Here is a 21,926-nt window from a genome sequence, read left to right as displayed (position 1 = left end):
TTCCCTAAATACATCGTTTTACCCATAGTACGGCAAATCAACCGGATTCGTCAACACAGAATTCATTTTTGGCCTATCGGCAAAACGAATTCTTAGTTATTGTGTGTAGTATTTTATCAACTACTTATCTCTGAAAACACTTTGAATGTACAGTAATCCATTCAGTTCAGTTTTATTCAGTTCATTACTTGAGTTATCCTTCAAATAAGGTAAATAAATATTGTCAAAAAACGTAAGTATATCCTTGTTGTTGCAAATAAATGCTACAATACAGAATCTTAGGATTGTTGTGTTCTCTAATGAAGTAAATATACTTTGAATTGTCTTTGAGTCTAATAGTGATTTTAGTTCTTTGTCTAAGGCGTTTAAACTTTCATATCTCTTTAAATATTTTAATACTGTATTTGAATAAAAAGCTTTAACTGTCTTTGCAAAAAGTTTAATATCTCTAATATTATAAGTTTCAAACCTTATATTATTTTCAAGTTCAGTATAGTTTAAATCTGATTGTATATCTTCAAAGCAAGGGTTTTTATAGATAGTATAATAATTGCCTAATTCCCCTTCTACAATTTTAAGAATCACCTCTTCAACTTCATTAAATCTTTTTTCAACTGTTAATCCTTGTGTAATAAATTTATCTCCATATTCTATCCAGTTAAATCTGATTCTGATCTCTCCATAATTGGATTCTTTTTTGTAAAAGATATTATTTTCTATTTTACTAAATAGGTAACCTTCTTTTTCAAGAAAGTCGCATTCATTTCTAATTATTTGTATATATAATTCTCTATTCATTTTTCGTATTACACCCAACGACCCGGCTAAGAAACGTAGGGGAGTTTGAAATTCTACCCTTTCATTTTAGCACTTAGCCAAGCCAAATATTTTTATAATTATCTTTCTTTTTACATTATCAAAATTTTGGTTTGGCGGTCTATAATCGAAGCTTAAAACTTCCAATTTACCACCAAAACCCCTATGTTTTTTTAGCCATTGTGTGTGCCTGTGCTTTCTTTTTAGGAGCGGAGGCAAAAGACATACTTATTGACAAGTTTGGGCTCGGGCTGTTGGCTTTAGAGCGACTTGGCAATGTGTATGGCTTTGTAGCGTTGATACTTTTATTCATTTTCAATTTCTTTTAATTCATCAATAGGAAAGCTAATTGTTGAAAGCTTAGCAATATTTACTTTCGAAGTTCCCTTTTTACGGATATTATAAATCCAGTAATATAAACCGTCAAACTCTTTGTCAGATTGTTTCACATTAAAGTGTCCGTATTTTTCATAGAACTCTTTAAGTAGATTGAGCTTAGTGTCCCACTCATGTTCTTTCATGTCCCAAATCACACCTAATTCCTCTAAAAAAGCTTCTCTTTCCTCACTCAAATAAGTAATTTCTCCTTTCGTATTTTTTCTCCCTTTTTTATAAACTCGTTGATCATTTAGCCAACGACCTAATTTTTTGTACTTCGGGTCAATTTGGGAAACATTTGTATGTCCGAATTCTTCTTTGTACTTTTTTAATTCAATCAACTTATCAAACCAATCATCATCTCGTGGTGATGCCCCTTTACTGTTAGGCTCCCAAATGAATTTTATTGAATTTAGTTTAGCAATTTTATCAGAGGCTAGTTTGTTTTTACGTTTGGCAACCCTTTGACCTAGAATCCAGTGATAAATACTCGGATTACCATCACTTTTCTGGTAATTGCTATGTCCATTTTTTTTGAAAAAGGTCTCTAACTCTTCAAATTTATTTTTCCAAGCATTTGACTTTGGTGCAGTAAATTCGAATTGCAGTAATTTTAACTTTTCAATTTTTTCAGTCTCTAATTCACCTTTTTTGTATAGAAATCTGTTTCTCGTTACGAAGTTTGCAAGAGTTTTATTTTCAAAGCTTCTAGGAACATTACAGTGTCCTTCATAGATCTTAAAATTCAAAAGAAGTAAGTAGGTTTGTTCCCAACTATCAAATGATGTGCTTTTTGTTTTGGTCTTGGTTGGACGAGAACTAGGGTTTACTTCGAATTCAAACTTTTTACCTTGATAGTTAACATCAAATGAGTAACCAATTTTGTTTAATTTCTCTAACTTCTCATCAGTTAATCGGTTATTCTTATATAGTCTCTTTTGCTCAATCAGCCATTTTTTAAGGTCTTGATATTGAGGTAGGCTTTTAGGAATGAGAAAGGTATTATATTTGGAAAAATAGAAACTTAATTCTTCTAATTTTTCTTCCCAATCAATTAAGTTGTTTTGTGGTTTTCGACCTCTAAAATCTAAATCGAAGGAATATCCTATTTCAGTTAGTTTGGATACTTTGTCTTCATTTAGTTTGCCATTTCTAAATAGTTGTCTTTGATATTGTAACCAAGCTTTAAGTGACTTATATTCCTCCGAATCGGTAGGAATGAGCCATGTTTTAAATTCGTCATAATAGCTTTTTAATACATTGAGATTATCTAGCCAGACTTCATCAACAGATTGTTTTTCTTCGGAAGACCGACCTAATGAATTAAGTGTTTTACCTCTGTAACTTTCTTCAAATGGAAAACCAATACCCAATAGTTTAGCTTCTCTATCTGAGGATAAATTATCTTCTCGCCATAGTTTCTTTTGATATTGAATCCATGGAATTAGATGTGAGTAATTTTCATTTGATTTAGGAATTAGAAATGTACCGTTCTTCTCAGAGTATTCCTTTAAATCGGCAAGTTTCTTTAACCATTGTTCCTCATTTCTTGGTTTGGAGTTATTTCCTTTACCTCTGTACGTATGGGTAAAAGAATATCCTAATTCAAGTAGCTTTTTTCTTTTTTCTTCATCTAAATTGCCCTCTTTTTCTAACTTTTTCTGGTATCGTAGCCATGAAAGCAGAGGACGATTATCTATATCGGTTGAGGAAATAAAGAATGAACCTGTGTTATTATAAAGTTCTTTTACTGCTTCAAATTTCTTCTCCCATTCTTGTTCTGTGTATGGTAGAAAATCTGTGTTGAAGTCTAATCCAATTGATTTAAGTTTTTTTACTTTTTCTGAGTCTAGTGTTTCATTATTAAATAATCGTCTTTGATAAACTAACCAGTCATAAAGACCTTCAAAGATTTCGTTTTCAGGTGTTAGGTCAAAATTTTCATTTTCATCTTTGAACAATTGTAACTGTGTTAAACGTTCCATCCAGTTTTGTGTACTTCCAGAACGACTGTACTTTGAGTCGAAAGAAAAATCAAAATCCAAGTCTTTTAAGAGGCTGATTTGTTTGGTTGTTAGGTCTTTTTGATTTTTTCTGTTTCTATAAACCCAATAATACAATTGTGGTTCTTCTGATTGGACTGGCTTTGAATGACCGTTTTTGTCGAAAAACTCTTTTAAATCGTCATAGTAGTCTTCCCATCTTGTTTTTCTAACTGAGTTTTTAAATCCAATCGACTTTAGTTTCTCTATTTCTTTTTTACTAAGGTAAGAACCACTGTATTTAATTGAGCCATTTGGTTGCAGTTCCCCATTATTTATGATTGACCGATATTTATTAGTCCATTTTCCTAGCTTAGGAAAATCCTTTGAGATGGTAGGAACATTGGTATCACCATATTTCTGTTTGTATTCGATTAGCTTTTGACAGAATTGGTCGAAAATCTTCACTTTAGCATCCCAACTAAAATCCAATTCATCAAGCAGGTCAATGCGGTCTTGGTTCAATTCATTTTTTCTTCTTTTTGCCCTTTGAGCAACCACCCATGTTCCTAGAGGCTTGTCCTTTTTATATCTTGCTGGTATGTCAGAGTTCCCATTCTCCTTGTAGTATGCTTCCAGTTTAACGTAACTATCCCACCAAATGTCATCATAGTCAGTATCCTCTCTAAATTCTTCACTTTTCCAATCAAAACCAATTGAATCAAGTTTATTCCGTTTTAGCAGATTTAGTTTTTTTGCTCTGTTTTTTCTTCGTTGCTCGTAAATCCAGTTACATAATTGAGGATTCTCCTTTCGAGAAACTTCTAAGTGTTGAAATTTCTTTTGAAAATCAACTAGCTGCATGAACATTACTTGCCAAAAATCTTTTGTTTTTTCAATTATCTCATCAAATAGAACGTTTTGTAGTTTTTTTTCTAACCCTTCTAGTTTAATAATCTTTTCTATTTCATTGTCTTTGAAATCAATAAGTAGTTTAGAATTAGACCGTTTCCCTTTTTTAGATGCTATGTCATTAATCTCTGCTTCCAACCTTTCATCTTGGTCGCACATGGCTCTCACGACTTGAATTAGATAATTGAAAATTGGTTTCTTTTTAATTTCATCTTCAAGATTTTCTTCAATATGATGAAATATGGGAATAATAATGTAACCACTTTTTTTGCCTCCTTTTGGGTCTTTTCTCAACGCTCTACCTGAGGCTTGTACGATATCAATTTTAGAAGTCTTTGGGTCACAGAAATAAATTAAATCGATTGTTGGCACGTCAACGCCTTCTGTCAAACAGCGTGCATTTGAAACAATTCCTTTTGCACTATTCTTAAATTCATCTAACACCTTTTTTCTAAAGGTTGTTGATTGTTTTCCATTTACGCTTTCTGAATAAATATTGTCAAAGAATTTGGAATGTCGATTTGCGAATTCTTTTGCTAATATAACTTTTGAATGAAAGGTTAAGCCATGAAAGGCTTTGTATTTAGTCATTACCAATTCTAAAGCAAAATTGTGCGCCAAGTCCTCTGCTGTTATCTGACCTATAAATTCACGTTCCTCAATGTACTTTTTAACTTCCTTATCAGTTACTCCGATTCCTATTATCTTATAGTCTACTAAAATACCTTTGTCAATTGCTTCCCCAAAACTCATTCTGTAAGCTTCTTCTCCAAAAACAGTAGGATTACTCATATCACATAGTAATTCGTACTCGTCTCCAAGTTTAGTTTTTAAACTTGTTGAAGCAACTTTCGGAGTTGCAGTCATATAAAGCCTTCTTGAAGCTCGTAGTTTGTCATTGTCGTGTACAATTGTAAACGTGTTTTTCTTTGTGCTTCCCGCAGTTCTGTGAGCTTCATCACATATAATCAAACCGAATTCAAAATTTGGAATTTGTAAACTTGCTATTGATACAACTTCTATAGATTGATATGTAGAGAAGATTATTTTATCGCCCTCTTTTTCCAGAAATGCCCGAACCTTTTTGTAATCTGTTGTAACTGGACCTTGAATCTCATATGATTGCGTAACTGCACTATCATCACCCTTATTAATGTCCTTTTCAGAGCAAACATATAAGGGGCGAAAAGAAGTGCTTTTTTGTCTAGCCCAATCAGTTTTTATTTGTCTTAGTAAGGCTAAAGAGGGAACTAAAACGAGTGTTGTTTTAGGTTTCAACCCTTCTTTTATCCATAAAGCAGTTAGAGTTTTACCAGCACCACAAGGCAGGATTAATTGTCCTCTGCTTTCATTTTTAAAGTGTGTTACAACTTTTTCAATTGCAATTTTCTGATGGTCACGAGGTTTAAATTTCTCAATACTTGGAAGTTGATTTCCTTTTGCTATTGATAGAATGCGGATAAAAGCATTTTCATCTAATTCTAAAAGAGTGTCATTAAGAATTTGCTCATATTTATCTCCAAATGCTTTTGCAACTTTCGTTACATCAGCAACATTTGAAAAGACTATAATTTTTTGGCAATTTGTTCCCAATGCAAAAACATTGGCAATTTTGTCTCCCGACCAACTTAGACTTTTGAGTTCATCATTTTTAAATTTGCATTGGACAGCATGATACCCTGAGTCAATATCTTTTAGAAGAATGTCAATTCCATGGTCAATAGAGGGCAAGTTTAATTCCTTTCTAATGCTTAGAGGTATTTCTTCATAAAGCCAAACATCTGTGTATAAATCAATTTTTTCTGGGTCGGTTTGGAAATAGTATTTACAGAAGTATTCAAATATTTTTCCTGCTAAAGTCTTTTTGGATGTCGTTTCAGTTTGGGTGGTGTTAAATTGTTCTAACTTTTTTTTTAAGTCAGACCACTTAGATACACCATCTAGCAATTCAATTAATATTTGATTTTCTTTAGTCATTCATTAAGTCAAGCGTTGGCTAAAAATAGCTCTTTTGGTTTTTCAGCGTTTGCCTGTGTGTTGGCAAAAACCAAAAGTGCTATTTGTGCGTTGGCTCTTTTTTCGCATGGCATACAACACTTGTATAGACGCAACCAGTTGCGCCTATACCTCAATTGCATCTATATTTTATATATCAAACTTATTCTTTTAAACCATATTATCCTAAATAAATCGATAGGAATCTAATTGCTTATTCTATTCAGAACAAACGGAGGGTTTTATGAAACCTATTTAATATAAGCTATGGGTAAAATGTAGATTAGCCGAGCAGAATGCTTTGTTATTGGCATTTGGCTTTTATTCAGTTCTACATATCGAACAATTCGATTCTCCAATTAACTTTCCATTTTTATCAAGTTCATATTTACAACATTCGTTAAATTTTTTCTTTAAAATACTTTTCGCCCTTATAATTCTCACTTTAACGTTTTCAAGGCTTATTTCTAATTCCTTTGCAACATCTTTTTGTTTTTGTCCTTTTATATAAATCAGTTCAATTACTTGTTTATAAATTTCTGGCAAATCATTTATGAATTTATCAAAGCAACATATATGTTCATACTTTTCAGAAGAAATTTCTTTATTTGTATCCAATTTCTCTACATAAGCAGATTCCTTATTAAAGTAGTTGAAAATCTCGTTACGAGCAATTTGAAAAACCCAAGCTCTCGCTTTTTCTTCTTTTTTGAGGTTGGATAAATTATTGTGAATTTTCAAGAAAGTATTTTGAAAAACATCATTAGTAACGTCTTTGTCTTTTACTTTTCTTAAAATGAAGAAATAGAGTTCATCATTGAAATTATCCCATATTTTTTGTGTTTCCATAGTCAAAAACAAGTAAAAGGTTAGTTTTTAAACTAACCTTTATTATATTTAGCAACAATCGCATTTATCACAATCACATTTAGAACAAGTACAATTATTTTCTAAGCAATTCCCGCAATTGCATTTTGTACAATCGCAATCTGTGCATTTACATGTATTCATAACTTTAAAATTTTATGGTTCATTAAGTAGACTGATAAACCATAAAAAAGATACATTATTTTAGCTTTTTTTATATCACTGCCAATATTTATATAGACGTAACAAGTTGCGTCTATGCCATATCCCTATCAAACTTATTCTTTTTAACCATATTATCCCACATAAATCGATAGGAATCTAAGTGTTTATTATATTCAAGATAAAAGAGTCTGAAAATAAAGACGAGATTTGAAATGAAGTAAGTTCAACATCTATTTAACACACAAAAACAGGGCTAGCTCCAATTAGCCTTCCCTCAACGCATTGTTTTATCCATAGCGTGGCAAATTAGTCAGATGCGTTAACACCATATTCACCTCTAGCCTATCGGCGAGTTGAATACTTAGTTATTGGCAACTGGGCTATTATTTTTTAATAAGTATTCCATTTCTATAATATTCTTTTTTTATAGATGGTTCTTCTGAACCATCTTCTTTAATTATTGTAAGGTATTCATCTTTGATTACCCAAAGCCCACATTTTTTATTATGTTTATATTTTCCTTTTATAGTTTTAGTTTTACCTTCAATAATTTCTTCCAAACTATACTTACCATCTTTTTTCCCCTTTTTATATGTAATTATTTCAACTATATTCATATCAGAATAGGTTTTCTTAGTCCATACACCATGTTTTTCTCCATCTTTATAATAGCCTTCCTCGTTATAAGTATGATTGTCTGTTCTGTAAAAATACCCTTGTAGTTTACCATTAGAGTAATTAACTGTAGAGACTAATTTTAAACCATTAAAGAGGGAATGAAAACTAAGCCATTCTCCTGTTTTAATTCCTTTTATAAATCGTTTAATCGAAATGTTTTTTTTACTATCAACCACATAATAATTGCCGTCAAGTAATTTTCCATCACTAATGTTTAAAACTTTCTCATACTCAATTTTTGATAGAAATTTATAGTTTTCATCATAGATATTAATCTCTTGAGAATAAGAAATTTGAAAAAGAAGAAAGGTTGTAAATATTAATAATCTATTTGCCATGATATTTTTTAACTTCTTTAATAATCATACGCCATTGCCATTCCCAAAAAGTAATTCCATCAGAATGAGGGTTATATTTTGTTTCTCCTTCAGGAGTTTCATAGCCATTATAATCCATAATATTTTCAGTGGTTGCCTTATTAAAAGTATGTGGTGGAATTAACTCTTTTCTGTCATTACTTTCTTTATCTAAGTCTAATAATTCATTATTTATTCTGTCTCTAACATCTCCGATAGTCTTATTAGAATCTTTAATTTTTGTATCATCCGAATATTGCTTAGTACTATCAAGGTGTTTTTTCAAGTATTCAATTCTTTCTTGTATTTTTGATAGTCGAGTTTCGTATATAGCAGATGTTTCCCAAGGGTGATGTAATCCTAAAGTATGCCCTAATTCGTGACCATACCCAAGACCTGAACCACCAACTGCTACTGGGGTCATTAAAATATAATTGGTTTCTCTTGGATATGGAAATGCATGTCCTAATTCCTGTCCCTTTTGATGCATTGAACTTAGAAAAAATATAACCCCATTATACTTTCCATTCTTACTAACAAAATCTTCATACAATTTTTTATCAAAACCTTTATTATATCTTGGAATACCTCTTTTTCCATCAATAACAAATGCATCCAAAGCCCCTTCTTCAATATATTTATCTACATCTATAATCATTTCATCTGTAGAATCTTCTTCGACTTTTATTAGAGCTTGGCTAAGATATTTATTATTTAAATCATTAAATAATTTTGAGATCCAACCGTCAGACATGCTGCTAAATGTTTGTTCATTATATCTTGTTATCAACTTCATTTCCTTTCACTTTAACAAGTTTTACTTTTAAAGTTAAATTTTCATCATTCTTCAAAAGGTTTAATTTACCTACTATCTTATCATCTTTATCAATTAAATTTATTGCAGTATCATTACTCAATGCAGATTCGCAAAATATGGTTATCTCTTTGCCATTTGCTTCTGACACTTTTATTTCATTAGGAACAAACTTTATCCCGTTTTTTGAAGGTAGTTTTATGATGTCACTATCTTTTACTGTGCCTTCCTTTTCTTTAATAGTAAGTTTTAACATAACTCCTGCTTGATTTGGAAACATACTTAACCAAGGTACAAAATATTCTTCTCCATGTATTGATGTGGGTGTATATACTTGTTTTAGGTTTTCATAATCTTGACAAATACTAGTATAGCTATCACGCATCCAGTCAAAACCAAATCCTCCTCTATAAGTACTATCAATTCTTTCAAACTTTGCAATAAATTTTAAATCAACCCCTTGTTCTTGTTCCATAGGTTGATATGGCATTCTTTCACTAGGTGGAATCCAGTTTTCATTCCAAAGCTTTACAAAATCTGCTCCATAGTTCTGAATTGCAGGCGAAATTGTTAAAATGGTTTGCATAGGTTGTTTTCCTTCTGCATTGAAGGTTTCTTTGAAATAAATTAAGTGAGAATCGTTAAACTCATAGGTTTTTGTTGGTGGATAGTCAAAACCGTTTTCATAGAAACAAACTTTTCCTTTTTCCGTTTTTTCGGCTTCATTCCAAGTATCATATTCACTTTCTTTGGTCATCCAACGCAAAATAAGGTCGGTATAATGATTTGTAGCTAAGCATACAGTAATTAAACCTCCCATAATTCCGGTCGCGGGTTTTCCATTCATTTGAATGTCTCTGTAGTAATTCATATCGCTCCAAATCAGTTCAATTTCTTGTCCTAATATGAATAGTTTTGCTTCTGTCATTATATTTTTTGTTATTCAATAAATATACAAATATCTTCATTATTGCCTTTATGTTTGTTATACGCACTAGCTTTCGTCTGCCTTGTTGCCAACGTTTAGTATAAAAGAGGTAGGGCTGAAAATAAGCGATTAATTTTCGGATTATCAACAAGCCAAATCTTTTGCATTTTGTTTTTATATTTTTGTTCAAAAGCCAAATCAAAAGATTTGGCGACCTCGCAAATAAGTCTGACCATTGGGTTTAGCACTTATTTGTCCTATTTTTTGTATATTGTTAAACGAATCCTCCCTACTGGTCGGAAGCCCTCCTAAAAACTTCAGTACGTCTTTTCTTTTTGTAAATGTAAGAAATTTATTAATTTGTAGCTAGATTTTAAATCTATAATCATGTTTAAAAAAAAGTAAGACCATTGCTGAGCGCGCTTTTGAGGAAGTAGCGGGCTTCGGTACGCTCCAGAACAGATTGGAGCAGCGCTTAGGAAAAGTGAGTTAAAGATTCCTCAAAAAGTTTACAATAAAGTGTTTGGTAAAAAGTGACGGATACGGCATTATGGTATCTTGAGCAGCAGTTGGAAAAAGGAGAAATTACCAAAACTCCAGGCCGAACTGGCTACGGTAAAAATAGAGGTTGCCGTAACAAAAGAACCCCTTTTGCACCGCCGCTGTCCTGTCTGTAAAAAAGGGAAGCTGCATACCATTTTGCTGTTCAATGACCGTGGGCCTCCAGAAAACTGGTGCGTTTTACTGAAAGATAGAAAATTGAATAGGGGCAACTAAAAAAATATTCTGCACATGCGGACAGGCCCTGCTATGCCTAAAGCTTAAAATTAAACACTAAAAACCAACACTTTTAGAAAAAGAAACACCTAAAAGCCAAAATAAAATCGAAAATGGAGTAAATAAGATACGTAATCAACAAGCAAAAAACAGTACGACCATTAGCCTTCCCTCAACGCATTGTTTTATCCATAGCGTGGCAAATCAACCGGATGCATCAACACCATATTCAGCTCTAGCCTATCGGCGAGTTGAATACTTAGTTATTGGCAACAGTTATTTTTCTTAATGTTTAAATTATTTTCAACCTTTCAGTTTTAGTTCACTAAATGAGCTTTTAATCATTTCCCATAACATTCCAGCTGATTCTGGAGGAATACCTAATGACATAATTAAATTGAGTACCTCCCCCCATTTATGTATTTAATTCACCCTGTTTTACTTGTATAATTTACAAGAAATTTCTTTTACAGTCTATTCGTTATAAGAATCCATATTTAAAAAAGATGGCTTTAAAGGGCTTTTTAATTATAATAATGGCTTAGAATTTTACCTCTTTTCAAGATTTAAAGTCCTTGTATAAAAGTCGAGGACTTTAATTGATGTTATTAAAAAGAAAAGAGACTGTAAATTTTACAGTCTCCTTTCTTTTTTTAGTTTTACGAAAATCGTTTTTTAAACCTCCTCAATGTTTCAATTTAAAACAGGTTCATAATGCTAGGTTACTAAGCTTTCTTCTTTTTAAACCAAGATTTCTTATCTGTAGAACCGTAATAGCCGTATCTGGCACCATAACCAAAATTGGATTGATCGACATCGTTAACCACAAAGGCCATACCGTTTAACTTACCATTGGTTTGTAATTCTTTAGCAAAATTTAACAGACGTTTCTCAGTATAACCCGCTCGGGTTACATAAATAGTGTGGCCAGCATATTTGCTAAACAACAAAGTGTCTGTTACTAACATCGATGGCGCTGTGTCTACAATAACATAATCATACTGCTCAGAAACCGTATCAAAAAGGGGTTTCATTCTTTCGTTCATTAAAAGCTCTGCAGGGTTAGGTGGAACTTTTCCAGACAGCATCACATCAATTTCATTGCCATTTATATCGTAAGTATTGATGCCTTCACCTACTAAAACGGTTTTATCAACTAAATACTCTGTTAAACCAATTTCCGAACGTTTCTTATCCGCTTTAGCTTTTAAATCTAGATGAGTTTTAGGATTTCTAATATCTGCACCAATTAACAAAACACTCTTATTGGTATTGGCCAATGTTAAGGCCATATTAATGCTGAAAAAAGATTTTCCTTCACCGTTAATGGTAGACGTTACAAAAATTACATTATTATAATCTTTAACATTTCTGCCTTTACTCACATAATCGAAATTGGTTCTAATAATTCGGAAAGACTCTGATAGTAACGATCTATCGTTTTTCTGAACTGTAACGCTTTCTTTTTTCCCTTTTAACCTTGGTATTTCCCCTAAAACAGGAATTCCCATTTGTATGGTTTTTTCTAAGTCTTCTTTATTATGAATCTTATTATCTAGAAGGTCTTTAACATATATAAAACCAAATGGAACAAGGAGCCCAATAAATAACGATGCAATATATATAATCCGACCATTAGGGGATACTGGTGAATTTGTAGAATATGCCTCATCGATTATTTTGGAGTTTGGAGAGGTTGCCGCAAGAGAGATCGTTACTTCTTCTCTTTTTTGTAAAAGAAAGAGATAAATGGATTCTTTTACGCCTTGCTTTCGCTCAATAGACCTTAATTTTCGTTCTTGACCTGGAACAGAATAAATTCTAGAATTAATACGGCTTGATTGATTTTCTAAGCTGTTTATTCTAATATCAAGAGACTGTATGGAGTTTTCAATATTGCTTTTTAAATTATGGCGAATGTTATTTAAAGACTGGTTTAATTCTTGTACCGTGGCATTTTTTTCTCCAGCACTTTTAAGTAAGCTTTGTCTCTGTGTTAAAATCTCATTATACTTCATAGACAAAGCATCTAAAGACGGGTCGCCCACATTTAAGTTGATGGGTTCATAAGAGCCTGAATCTACACCAAGCGATTCGTTCATATAATCTAAAATGTGCATCTGTGTTTTGCTCACATTAAGCTGACTTTCAGTTTCTGCACTGGCTGTTAAAAACTGTCCGGCATCCGAACTTACGTCTGTAATCTTGTTGCCGGTTTTAAAACGAACAATACTGTCATCTACATTCACCAAATCGGAGGCGATTAGCTCTACTCTTTCATTAATGAAATTTGCTGTATTTCTAGTTTTTATATTTTTTTGGTCAACAGTGGCTTTATTGTATTCTACAATTAAAGTATTGATAATGTCTTTCGCTTTATCCACAATAGCATCTTGCAAACTAACGTCCAAGACTTTTGAAGACTCACGTGTAGGCATGATGTTAACTCTATTCTTTAAAGATTCGGCTATAGCGGCAACAGGTCTTAAATTAACCCGAATGCTTTTGCCTATATAACTTGTTACATAATCCCCTTTTGGCGTAATAATCATCTCCCCAAAAGAAGTAGGTATAATTTCACCAAAAGATACCAATTTAGACTCGCCGTCTTCACTTATTTTATACTTAAATTTCGAATCAGAAATCACATCTACATAAAAATTAAAGTGGGTTTTATCTATAATAGAATCTGAAGCTAAGAAATTAACATGAATTGGTGTTTTTTTATATAACTCAGATTCATAAACCCGCCCTTGGGTATAAAAAGTTAAGTTTATACCTAGTTTTTTTACAAGACTCTTTAAAAACTCCCTGGATTTAACCACATGGATTTCATCTTCAATTCTAGCGTCTTCACTTTTAGCAAATAACGATAAATCTTTAAAGGCCGCATTAGGAGAGTTCCCGTCATTCTCATCTAATAGCATAATCTTTGCAGAGGCTACATATTGCGGCGTGGTATATCGAATATTAAAATAAGCATAGGTAAGACATATCAAACAGCTTAAAACAAACCATTTCCATTGTTTTGCATAAATGGAAATGGTTTGTTTTAAATTAAAGCCTTCTGTAGTATTTACAGATGTTGATTCAGGAGTATTTTGGTTTAACATATTAAAACTTTATTTTCTAGTCACAAATATAAGTGTGGTTGTTAAAATAAAAGAGGTGATACTGATAATCGTGCCTATTCTTAAATCTCCAGATGCTCCACTGATGGCAGAGTTATTGGGCTCAACGTATATATAGTCATTTTGGGTGAGATAATAAACCGGAGAATTGAATAATTCTTTACTCGTTAAATCTACTCTAGTATAAGTTTTAGTTCCAGCAAAGTCTCTTACAACCAACACATTGTCTCTTCTGCCCTTAATAGTTAAATCGCCTGCCAAACCTAAGGCTTCTAAAATAGTAATCCGTTCTCCGGAAACCACATAAACTCCTGGCGTTCGTACTTCACCGGCCACGGTAACCCGGAAATTTAAAATCCGAATATTGATAACGGGATCCTTTAAATAATCCTTAGACAACTTTTCTTTAAGCAGCTCTTTGGCTTCCTCAACCGTTAGTCCCAATAACTTTATTTTTCCAAGTACGGGGTAGTCGATATTGCCATCCATATCTACTAAATAATCGATTTCTTGACCTGTAGACCCTGTGTTTTTAACTAAATTGAAAGGTCGTGTAGCCTCAAGGTTAAACGTAGAAACGTAAATACTAACAATATCGTTTATTTTAAACCGAGGTTCAAACGTTTCGGTATCAACAATGGTTTCAAAATCTTTAACGTTTTGAAAATATACAATATCTTTTTTAGATTTACAGGAAGTGGCCACCATTAGGGCGCAAAGAAGATAAACTAAACGGATATTTAGGATGTTTGTTAATGTCATTTTCACAATTAGGATTTGGGTAATATAGTAAAAAATACTGAATGTTATTTTAAATTGATATAGGTTTTGTCTGTGCTGTCTTTAGAAGCTAAGCCTTTAGCTTTTTTATAGGTTTCCACTTTCTTATCAAACCTTTCGTAATCAGAATTGTTAGATTTATATTCTGGTATTAAGCTTTTCATTTTCATAACAATATTATTGTTTTGGAAACGATTGGTTATGCATAAAGCTTCTATTTCAGATTTTACTTGCTCATAATCTAACGCTCTCGTCTTGCTTATTAAAATCTTTTTATTATAAGTAGACAAGGTGTTCTCGCCGTTTGCAAGCAACTCTTCGTAAAGTTTTTCTCCAGGTCTCAGGCCTGTAATATGGATATCAATATCTTCTGGGAATCGAAGTCCAGATAATTTAATCATGTTAACAGCAAGATCATATATCTTAACAGACTCGCCCATATCGAAAATAAATATCTCCCCACCTTTGCCCATTGTTCCTGCTTCAAGCACTAACTGTGCCGCTTCCGGAATCGTCATAAAGTATCTGGTAATATCTTTATGGGTAAGGGTTAAGGGCCCTCCACTTTCAATTTGTTTTTTAAATAAAGGGATTACGGAACCATTTGAGCCTAAAACATTTCCAAATCTAGTGGTTATAAATTTTGTCTTGCTTTCCTTTTGTAAGCAACTGATGTACATTTCAGATATTCTTTTAGTAGCCCCCATAACGCTTGTAGGGTTTACCGCTTTATCTGTGGAAACAAAAACAAACTTTTTAACATTATAGCGCGATGCTGTATCTGCTAAAAGTTTGGTTCCATTAACGTTTATCTTTATAGCTTCATAAGGTGATTTTTCCATTAACGGCACATGTTTGTAAGCTGCTGCATGAAAAACCATAGTAGGCTTAAATTCTTGAAAAATATTATCTATTCGCAAGCCATCACGAATATCGGCTACAATAGCTGTAAATTCTGTTTTACCATTACGTGTCAATTCTTGTTGTACATCATATAATGCAGACTCGGCTTGATCTACTAAAATCAATTGCTTTACATCAAAATAAGACAATTGTTTTACCAATTCGCTCCCAATAGAACCCGCAGCACCAGTAACCATAACGGTTTCTCCACTAAATTCATCCAATAAGTTAGGGTTATCTATTTTAATAGGATCCCTACCTAAAAGGTCTTCAATTTGAAACTGTTTAATTTGGCTAGCACTCAATTCGCCATTAATCCATTTTTCAATAGGTGGTACTTTAGTTATTTTAACATTTAAGTCCATTAGACTGTCCAGTAAACCTATCAAATAGTCGGTGTCTACGCTTTGAGTTGCGATAATAACTTCTTCGATGTTATGGGATTTGATATACGATTCGGTTATCTTTTCTCTAGATAAGATAGGAACACCATTAATAAATTTACCGTTCTTTTTAGAGTTATCGTCTATAAAAGCAACCACTTTAATAGTGGTTTTTACATTGTTTACCAAAGCGTTATAGGTAACAATACCAGAATCGCCTGCACCGTAAATAAGAATGTTTTTATTGGACATATAACGGCTCTTTCCATATCTGTACAATATTTTAAACAACAATCTACTGGCACTTAATGCTACAAAACTAATTAAGGCATGCATAACTATAATAGAAAGCGGAATGGTAAAGCCTGGCACAGAACCTGATGTTCTATTAAATAGCACGCAAAGCACTAATATAGCAGACATTAAGCTTATGGATTTAAACAGATTCATAACATCTGTAAAGCCTGTATGCCTAATCACACTTTTAAAAGAACCAATCAATAAAAAACAAAAAATGGCCACAACCAATAATACAGGTAACTGAACAAGAAATTGGTTTAAATCGAAATTTAAGGTGAAATTAAACCGTATGATGTATGCGATAAAAAATGTAGATAATACGGTTAGTAAGTCTATTCCAAAAACAAGCCATTTAGAGGCATATTTTTGTGAATAATGCATGAAATAATTTTTGATCATGATTTGAGAGTGTTAGTTATGGTATCAAGAACTCTATTCAAGTCGTCTTCGGTTAAATTAGAACCACTTGGTAGGCAAAGTCCTTTGTCAAATAAGTGTTCGGATGTGCCATCTGTAAAAGATGGGTGTTCTTTAAAAACAGGCTGCAAATGCATCGGTTTCCATAAAGGCCTAGATTCGATGTCTTCTTCTTGTAATGCTAACCTTATTGCCTCTCTGTATTCAAAAGAAGGCGTTTCTATACAGGTAATCCATCGGTTAGAGTAAAACCCTTCTGGTTCCTCTAAAAATGTAATCTCCTTATGCTGTGCTAAATGCGATTTGTAAAAATCAAAATTTCGTCTTCTCGCCTGTACGCGATCATCGATTACTTCCATTTGGCCACGGCCAATACCTGCTAAAACATTGCTCATTCTGTAGTTATAGCCTACAGAAGAATGCTCATAATGGGGCGCATCATCTCGAGCTTGTGTGGCCAGAAAAACAGCTTTTTCTTTTAGTTTAAGATTTTTTGTAACTAAAACGCCACCTCCAGAAGTGGTAATAATTTTATTGCCGTTAAAAGAAATGATGCCAAGATCGGACAAAGCACCACATTTCTGTCCAAAATAAGTGCTGCCTAAGGCTTCTGCACTATCTTCAATTACAGGAATATCATACTGTTTTGCAATGGCATTAATTTCTTTTGCTTTATAAGGCATACCATATAGGTGTACCGCAATAATCGCTTTGGGCTTTTTATATTTTGCAATTCTATCTTTAATAGCTATTTCGAGTAAATCTGGCGACATATTCCAAGTATCCGATTCGCTATCGATAAAAACAGGGGTTGCTCCTTGGTATACTATAGGATTTGCCGAAGCAGAAAACGTAAAACTTTGGCAAAGCACTTCGTCGCCCTGCTTTACGTTCAATAACATCAGCGCCATATGAATGGCAGCTGTACCAGACGTTAAAGCAGCCACATGGTTGTCATCTCCAAGATACTGTTTTAAATCCTTTTCAAAACCATTCACATTAGGCCCTAAAGGGGCAATCCAATTGGTTTCAAAAGCTTCGTTAACAAAGGTTTGTTCTGTACCGCCCATGTGAGGAGAAGATAACCATATTTTAGTTTTTGTCAACATTTTATATATTTTTAAAAAATAACGATTCAGCATGAGGTCGTTAAGAATAATGCTCTTAACGCTCTATTTGTTTTTATAACTTGTTTTTTGTGACTTTCCCTCTCACATAAAACACAATTAAATTTCAATAACACTTTTTTTTAACATTTCTAATAACATTTTGCAATATACATGGGTCGTAAGAGGGATTGGCGCGTCATGTTTTTACTATAATAATGCATGCTTATAAAAATATTAAATCAATTTTTCTGCTATTAATCAATTTAATTCTGCGTTTTTTTATGGTGTAAATTTAGTAATAGTTTCGAATTCAAGGGACAAGAATTCATTTAATTCGTTATAATAGTAATTAAACTCGGTTAAATGCCCTCTTGTTTTTTCTTAACAGAAAAACATGCTATTTGTCGGAACAGCACGTCCTGCCTAGCGTTACAAAGAAAGAGAATCACCTCTACTAATGAAAGTTTTTACGCACATCAAAAGTAAGATTTAAAAAGTTAAAATGACTTTTTAATGAATGTTTTTTGTTTTTGGTGTGAATTATGTATTTTGATTCCCCTGTCCTTCAGAAGGAGGCACGACTGATGAATCTAACAATTCATAATTAAGCTAAGATTCTTCGCTTTGCTCTGAATGACAAAACAACCCTTAATGCCTTGTCATTCAGAAGGAGGAACGACTGAAGAACCTCATAATCCATAATTAAGACAAGATTCTTCGCTTTGCTCTGAATGACAAAGTCGCTCTGAATGACAGAACAAACTTTAATGCCCTGTCATTCAGAAGGAGGAACGACTGAAGAATCTAACAATCGATAGTTGAGATGAGATTCTTCGCTTTGCTCTGAATGACAAAATCACTCTGAATGACAAAATCGTTTTGAATGATAGAACAAACTTTAATGTCTTGTCATTCAGAAGGAGGTACGACTGAAGAATCTTACAATTAATAGTAAGCTAAGATTCTTCGCTTTGCTCTGAATGACAAAGTCGCTCTGAATGACAAAACAAACTTTAATGCCCTGTCATTCAGAAGGAGGAACGACTGAAGAATCTAACAATTAATAGTAAGCTAAGATTCTTCGCTTTGCTCTGAATGACAAAATCACTCTGAATGACAAAGTCGCTCTGAATGACAAAACAAACTTTAATGCCCTGTCATTCAGAAGGAGGAACGACTGAAGAATCTAACAATTAATAGTAAGCTAAGATTCTTCGCTTTGCTCTGAATGACAAAATCGTTTTGAATGATAGAACAAACTTTAATGCCCCGTCCTTCAGAAGGAGGCACGACTGAAGAACCTAACAATTAATAGTAAGCTAAGATTCTTCGCTTTGCTCTGAATGACAAAACAAACTTTAATGCCCTGTCATTCAGAAGGAGGAACGACTGAAGAACCTCATAATTCATAATTAAGCTAAGATTCTTCGCTTTGCCCTGAATGACAAAACAAGCTTCGCTCTGAATGACAAAACAATCCTTAATGCCTTGTCATTCAGAAGGAGGTGCGACTGAAGAATCTAACAATTAATAGTAAGCTAAGATTCTTCGCTCCGCTCTGAATGACAAAACAATCCTTAATGCCCTGTCATTCAGAAGGAGGAACGACTGAAGAATCTAACAATTAATAGTAAGCTAAGATTCTTCGCTTTGCTCTGAATGACAGAATAAAGCTTCGCTCTGAATGACAGCTGTGAAAAAAGACCATATTAAGTTGAACGTGGTATTTCATCGATAAAACCCCCTATGTTGATCAGAACATGATTTTAATCGTTAAAAACGCTTAGTTAATATAATAATATCTTTTGTTTAGATATTTTTTTTCATATTTGTCCCGCAAAACAACCAAACCCAAATGTAATGATTGAAAATCTACGAAATAAAACTGTATTGGTTACAGGTGGCGCTGGCTTTATTGGCTCCAATTTATGTGAAACGCTTTTAAATCATGAGGTTCGTGTGGTGTGCCTAGATAATTTTGCTACCGGCAAGCGTAAAAATATAGCGCCTTTTCTTGAAAACCAAAACTTCAAACTTATTGAAGGCGATATTCGAACGCTTGACGATTGCCATACAGCCTGTAAAAATGTGGATTATGTGTTGCACCAAGCCGCATTAGGATCTGTACCAAGATCTATAAACGACCCCATTACCACAAATGATGTAAATACCTCTGGCTTTTTAAACATGCTGGTCGCTGCTCGCGACGCCAAAGTAAAACGCTTCGTATACGCAGCCAGTTCTTCTACTTACGGCGACTCAAAAGCGCTTCCTAAACTAGAAGACCATATCGGGAAACCACTTTCCCCCTACGCCATTACGAAATATGTTAACGAATTATATGCCGATATTTTTGGTAGTACCTATGGCTTAGATACCATAGGGCTGCGCTATTTTAATGTGTTCGGGCAGCGTCAAGACCCCAATGGGGCTTATGCAGCTGTTATTCCAAAATTTGTGCAGCAATTTATGGATTACGAATCGCCAACGATTAATGGAGACGGCAGTTACTCACGTGATTTTACGTATATAGATAATGTGCTTCAGATGAATATTAGAGCATTAACAACCACTAATAAAGCGGCTTTAAATACTGTTTATAATGTGGCCTATGGCGAACGTACCACACTGTTGGAATTAACCACCCTATTAAAAGATTATTTATCTGAATTCGATCCAAAAATTAAAACAGTGGAAATTAAGCACGGCGCACAAAGGGCTGGCGATATTCCACACTCTTTGGCATCTATAGACAAGGCAAAAACATTGCTGGGATACGACCCGAAATTCGACATAAATAAAGGCCTAAAACAGGCTGTAACCTGGTATTGGAAAAATTTAAAATAGATATGAAAATTACTAAAATTTGCTGTATAGGTGCTGGTTATGTTGGAGGCCCAACTATGGCTGTTATCGCTAAAAACAATCCGCATTTAAAAATAACAGTAGTCGATATTAATCAAGACCGTATTGATGCTTGGAATGATTCCGACCTCTCTAAACTCCCTATATACGAACCTGGCTTAGCAGATATTGTAAAAGAAACCCGTAATAAAAATTTGTTTTTCTCTACCAATATCGATGCGGCTATCGATGAATCTGAAATGATATTCATTTCTGTTAACACGCCTACTAAAACCTATGGCAAAGGAAAAGGGATGGCATCCGATTTAAAATATATCGAGCTTTGTGCACGAAATATTGCAGAAGTGGCCAAAACAGATAAAATAGTTGTAGAAAAATCCACTTTACCTGTGCGTACTGCCGAAGCCATTAAAAGCATTTTGCACAATACAGGTAGCGATATAAACTTTCATATTCTTTCTAATCCAGAATTTTTAGCTGAAGGTACAGCTGTTCAAGACTTATTACATCCAGACCGGGTGTTAATAGGGGGCGAATCTGAAGCGGCGATAGACAGTTTAGTGAAGATTTATAATACTTGGGTACCTGAAGCCAAAATATTACGAACCAATTTGTGGTCTTCAGAATTATCAAAACTAACCGCTAATGCGTTTTTAGCGCAGCGCGTCTCGTCCATTAATGCCATTTCCGAATTATGTGAACTCACAGGAGCAAATATAAATGAAGTGGCTAAGGCTATTGGTATGGATTCGCGAATTGGCCCTAAATTTCTTCAAGCCTCTATCGGTTTTGGTGGCTCCTGTTTTCAAAAGGATATTTTAAATTTGGTTTACATTGCCAGAAGCTATAACCTTAATGAAGTGGCCGATTACTGGGAACAAGTGATCATAATGAACGACCATCAAAAAAGACGTTTTTCTGAGCGTTTAATAAAAACCCTTTACGATACCGTATCGGGGAAAAAGATAGGTGTTTTGGGATGGGCTTTTAAAAAAGATACCAACGACACGAGAGAGTCTGCTGCCATATATGTTACAGACCACCTCTTAAACGAACAAGCTCTTTTATCCGTTTACGATCCTAAAGTGTCACGTGTTAAAATCCAATCCGATCTAAATTATCTAAACACACGATCGGAACAAGAAAACAATGATGGGGTTACTGTAGAAACCTGTCCTTACGAGGCTTTAAAAAATGCGCATGCTGTTGCGATAATGACGGAATGGGATGAATTTAAAACCTATGATTGGAAAAAAATATATACAGATATGAAAAAACCAGCCTTTATATTTGATGGTAGAAACCTCTTGGATAAATCTGAAATGAAGGCTATTGGCTTCGATTATTACGCCATAGGACAATAAATAGAA

General features: G+C 33.6%; 12 protein-coding genes and 1 pseudogene. 3 read left to right on the top strand and 10 right to left on the bottom strand.

Features of this window, described 5'->3' with window-relative positions; all coding sequences use genetic code 11:
- Positions 1–120 precede the first annotated feature (120 nt).
- From ACFFU9_RS12845 to tssD, 6 genes are all read right to left on the bottom strand, one after another.
- Complete coding sequence (locus tag ACFFU9_RS12845; RefSeq protein ID WP_379861870.1) at positions 121–798, bottom strand: hypothetical protein; 678 nt, start codon at positions 796–798, stop codon at positions 121–123.
- Between the two features lie 323 nt (positions 799–1,121).
- Positions 1,122–6,065 (bottom strand): DEAD/DEAH box helicase, encoded by a 4,944-nt coding sequence (locus ACFFU9_RS12840; RefSeq protein WP_379861869.1) that lies wholly within the window; start codon positions 6,063–6,065, stop codon positions 1,122–1,124.
- 339 nt (positions 6,066–6,404) lie between these two features.
- A complete protein-coding gene (locus ACFFU9_RS12835) occupies positions 6,405–6,932 on the bottom strand; it encodes a sigma-70 family RNA polymerase sigma factor (protein ID WP_379861868.1) in 528 nt (175 codons plus the stop codon).
- A gap of 566 nt (positions 6,933–7,498) precedes the next feature.
- On the bottom strand, positions 7,499–8,131 hold the full coding sequence (locus ACFFU9_RS12830) for a hypothetical protein (RefSeq protein WP_379861867.1): 633 nt from the start codon (positions 8,129–8,131) through the stop codon (positions 7,499–7,501).
- Positions 8,121–8,945, bottom strand: coding sequence for a hypothetical protein (locus tag ACFFU9_RS12825; protein WP_379861866.1), 825 nt, complete (start codon positions 8,943–8,945; stop codon positions 8,121–8,123). The genes ACFFU9_RS12830 and ACFFU9_RS12825 overlap by 11 nt, the downstream gene beginning before the upstream one ends.
- On the bottom strand, positions 8,923–9,891 hold the full coding sequence (tssD, locus tag ACFFU9_RS12820) for a type VI secretion system tube protein TssD (RefSeq protein WP_379861865.1): 969 nt from the start codon (positions 9,889–9,891) through the stop codon (positions 8,923–8,925). Before tssD ends, ACFFU9_RS12825 begins: the two co-directional genes overlap by 23 nt.
- Positions 9,892–10,428: 537 nt before the next feature.
- On the opposite strand from tssD, the pseudogene ACFFU9_RS16250 reads away from it, so the two are divergent.
- Positions 10,429–10,668, top strand: a pseudogene (locus ACFFU9_RS16250) (IS91 family transposase); the annotation flags it as partial.
- A 725-nt stretch (positions 10,669–11,393) separates the two neighbouring features.
- Here ACFFU9_RS16250 and ACFFU9_RS12815 read toward each other — a convergent pair.
- From ACFFU9_RS12815 to ACFFU9_RS12800, 4 genes are read right to left on the bottom strand one after another with little or no spacing between them, the layout of a single operon-like run.
- Positions 11,394–13,781 carry a GumC family protein gene (locus ACFFU9_RS12815; protein ID WP_379861864.1) on the bottom strand — a complete coding sequence of 796 codons (2,388 nt, stop codon included), beginning with the start codon at positions 13,779–13,781 and terminating at the stop codon, positions 11,394–11,396.
- A 9-nt stretch (positions 13,782–13,790) separates the two neighbouring features.
- Positions 13,791–14,561, bottom strand: a complete 771-nt coding sequence (locus ACFFU9_RS12810; RefSeq protein ID WP_379861863.1) for a polysaccharide biosynthesis/export family protein — start codon at positions 14,559–14,561, stop codon at positions 13,791–13,793.
- Positions 14,562–14,605: 44 nt separating this feature from the next.
- A complete protein-coding gene (locus ACFFU9_RS12805; RefSeq protein WP_379861862.1) occupies positions 14,606–16,564 on the bottom strand; it encodes a polysaccharide biosynthesis protein in 1,959 nt (652 codons plus the stop codon).
- Positions 16,561–17,691 carry a DegT/DnrJ/EryC1/StrS family aminotransferase gene (locus tag ACFFU9_RS12800; RefSeq protein ID WP_379861861.1) on the bottom strand — a complete coding sequence of 377 codons (1,131 nt, stop codon included), beginning with the start codon at positions 17,689–17,691 and terminating at the stop codon, positions 16,561–16,563. Before ACFFU9_RS12800 ends, ACFFU9_RS12805 begins: the two co-directional genes overlap by 4 nt.
- 1,860 nt (positions 17,692–19,551) lie before the next feature.
- Here ACFFU9_RS12800 and ACFFU9_RS12795 point away from each other — a divergent pair.
- Both ACFFU9_RS12795 and ACFFU9_RS12790 read left to right on the top strand, forming a co-directional pair.
- A complete protein-coding gene (locus tag ACFFU9_RS12795) occupies positions 19,552–20,538 on the top strand; it encodes an SDR family oxidoreductase (protein ID WP_379861860.1) in 987 nt (328 codons plus the stop codon).
- A 2-nt stretch (positions 20,539–20,540) separates the two neighbouring features.
- A complete protein-coding gene (locus ACFFU9_RS12790) occupies positions 20,541–21,920 on the top strand; it encodes a nucleotide sugar dehydrogenase (protein WP_379861859.1) in 1,380 nt (459 codons plus the stop codon).
- Positions 21,921–21,926 lie beyond the last annotated feature (6 nt).

The organism is Mariniflexile ostreae (assembly GCF_042427585.1).
GTDB classification, from domain to species: Bacteria; Bacteroidota; Bacteroidia; order Flavobacteriales; family Flavobacteriaceae; genus Pseudalgibacter; species Pseudalgibacter ostreae.
The sequence above is the reverse complement of the archived record's forward strand: the minus strand, read 5'-3'. Positions and strand labels throughout refer to the sequence as shown.

Excerpts from the sequence above, each read along its gene's own strand:
- ACFFU9_RS12845 (WP_379861870.1), bottom strand. The coding sequence starts at position 798 with ATGAATAGAGAATTATATATACAAATAATTAGAAATGAATGCGACTTT.
- ACFFU9_RS12840 (WP_379861869.1), bottom strand. The coding sequence starts at position 6,065 with ATGACTAAAGAAAATCAAATATTAATTGAATTGCTAGATGGTGTATCT.
- ACFFU9_RS12835 (WP_379861868.1), bottom strand. The coding sequence starts at position 6,932 with ATGGAAACACAAAAAATATGGGATAATTTCAATGATGAACTCTATTTC.
- ACFFU9_RS12830 (WP_379861867.1), bottom strand. The coding sequence starts at position 8,131 with ATGGCAAATAGATTATTAATATTTACAACCTTTCTTCTTTTTCAAATT.
- ACFFU9_RS12825 (WP_379861866.1), bottom strand. The coding sequence starts at position 8,945 with ATGAAGTTGATAACAAGATATAATGAACAAACATTTAGCAGCATGTCT.
- tssD (WP_379861865.1), bottom strand. The coding sequence starts at position 9,891 with ATGACAGAAGCAAAACTATTCATATTAGGACAAGAAATTGAACTGATT.
- ACFFU9_RS12815 (WP_379861864.1), bottom strand. The coding sequence starts at position 13,781 with ATGTTAAACCAAAATACTCCTGAATCAACATCTGTAAATACTACAGAA.
- ACFFU9_RS12810 (WP_379861863.1), bottom strand. The coding sequence starts at position 14,561 with ATGACATTAACAAACATCCTAAATATCCGTTTAGTTTATCTTCTTTGC.
- ACFFU9_RS12805 (WP_379861862.1), bottom strand. The coding sequence starts at position 16,564 with ATGATCAAAAATTATTTCATGCATTATTCACAAAAATATGCCTCTAAA.
- ACFFU9_RS12800 (WP_379861861.1), bottom strand. The coding sequence starts at position 17,691 with ATGTTGACAAAAACTAAAATATGGTTATCTTCTCCTCACATGGGCGGT.
- ACFFU9_RS12795 (WP_379861860.1), top strand. The coding sequence starts at position 19,552 with ATGATTGAAAATCTACGAAATAAAACTGTATTGGTTACAGGTGGCGCT.
- ACFFU9_RS12790 (WP_379861859.1), top strand. The coding sequence starts at position 20,541 with ATGAAAATTACTAAAATTTGCTGTATAGGTGCTGGTTATGTTGGAGGC.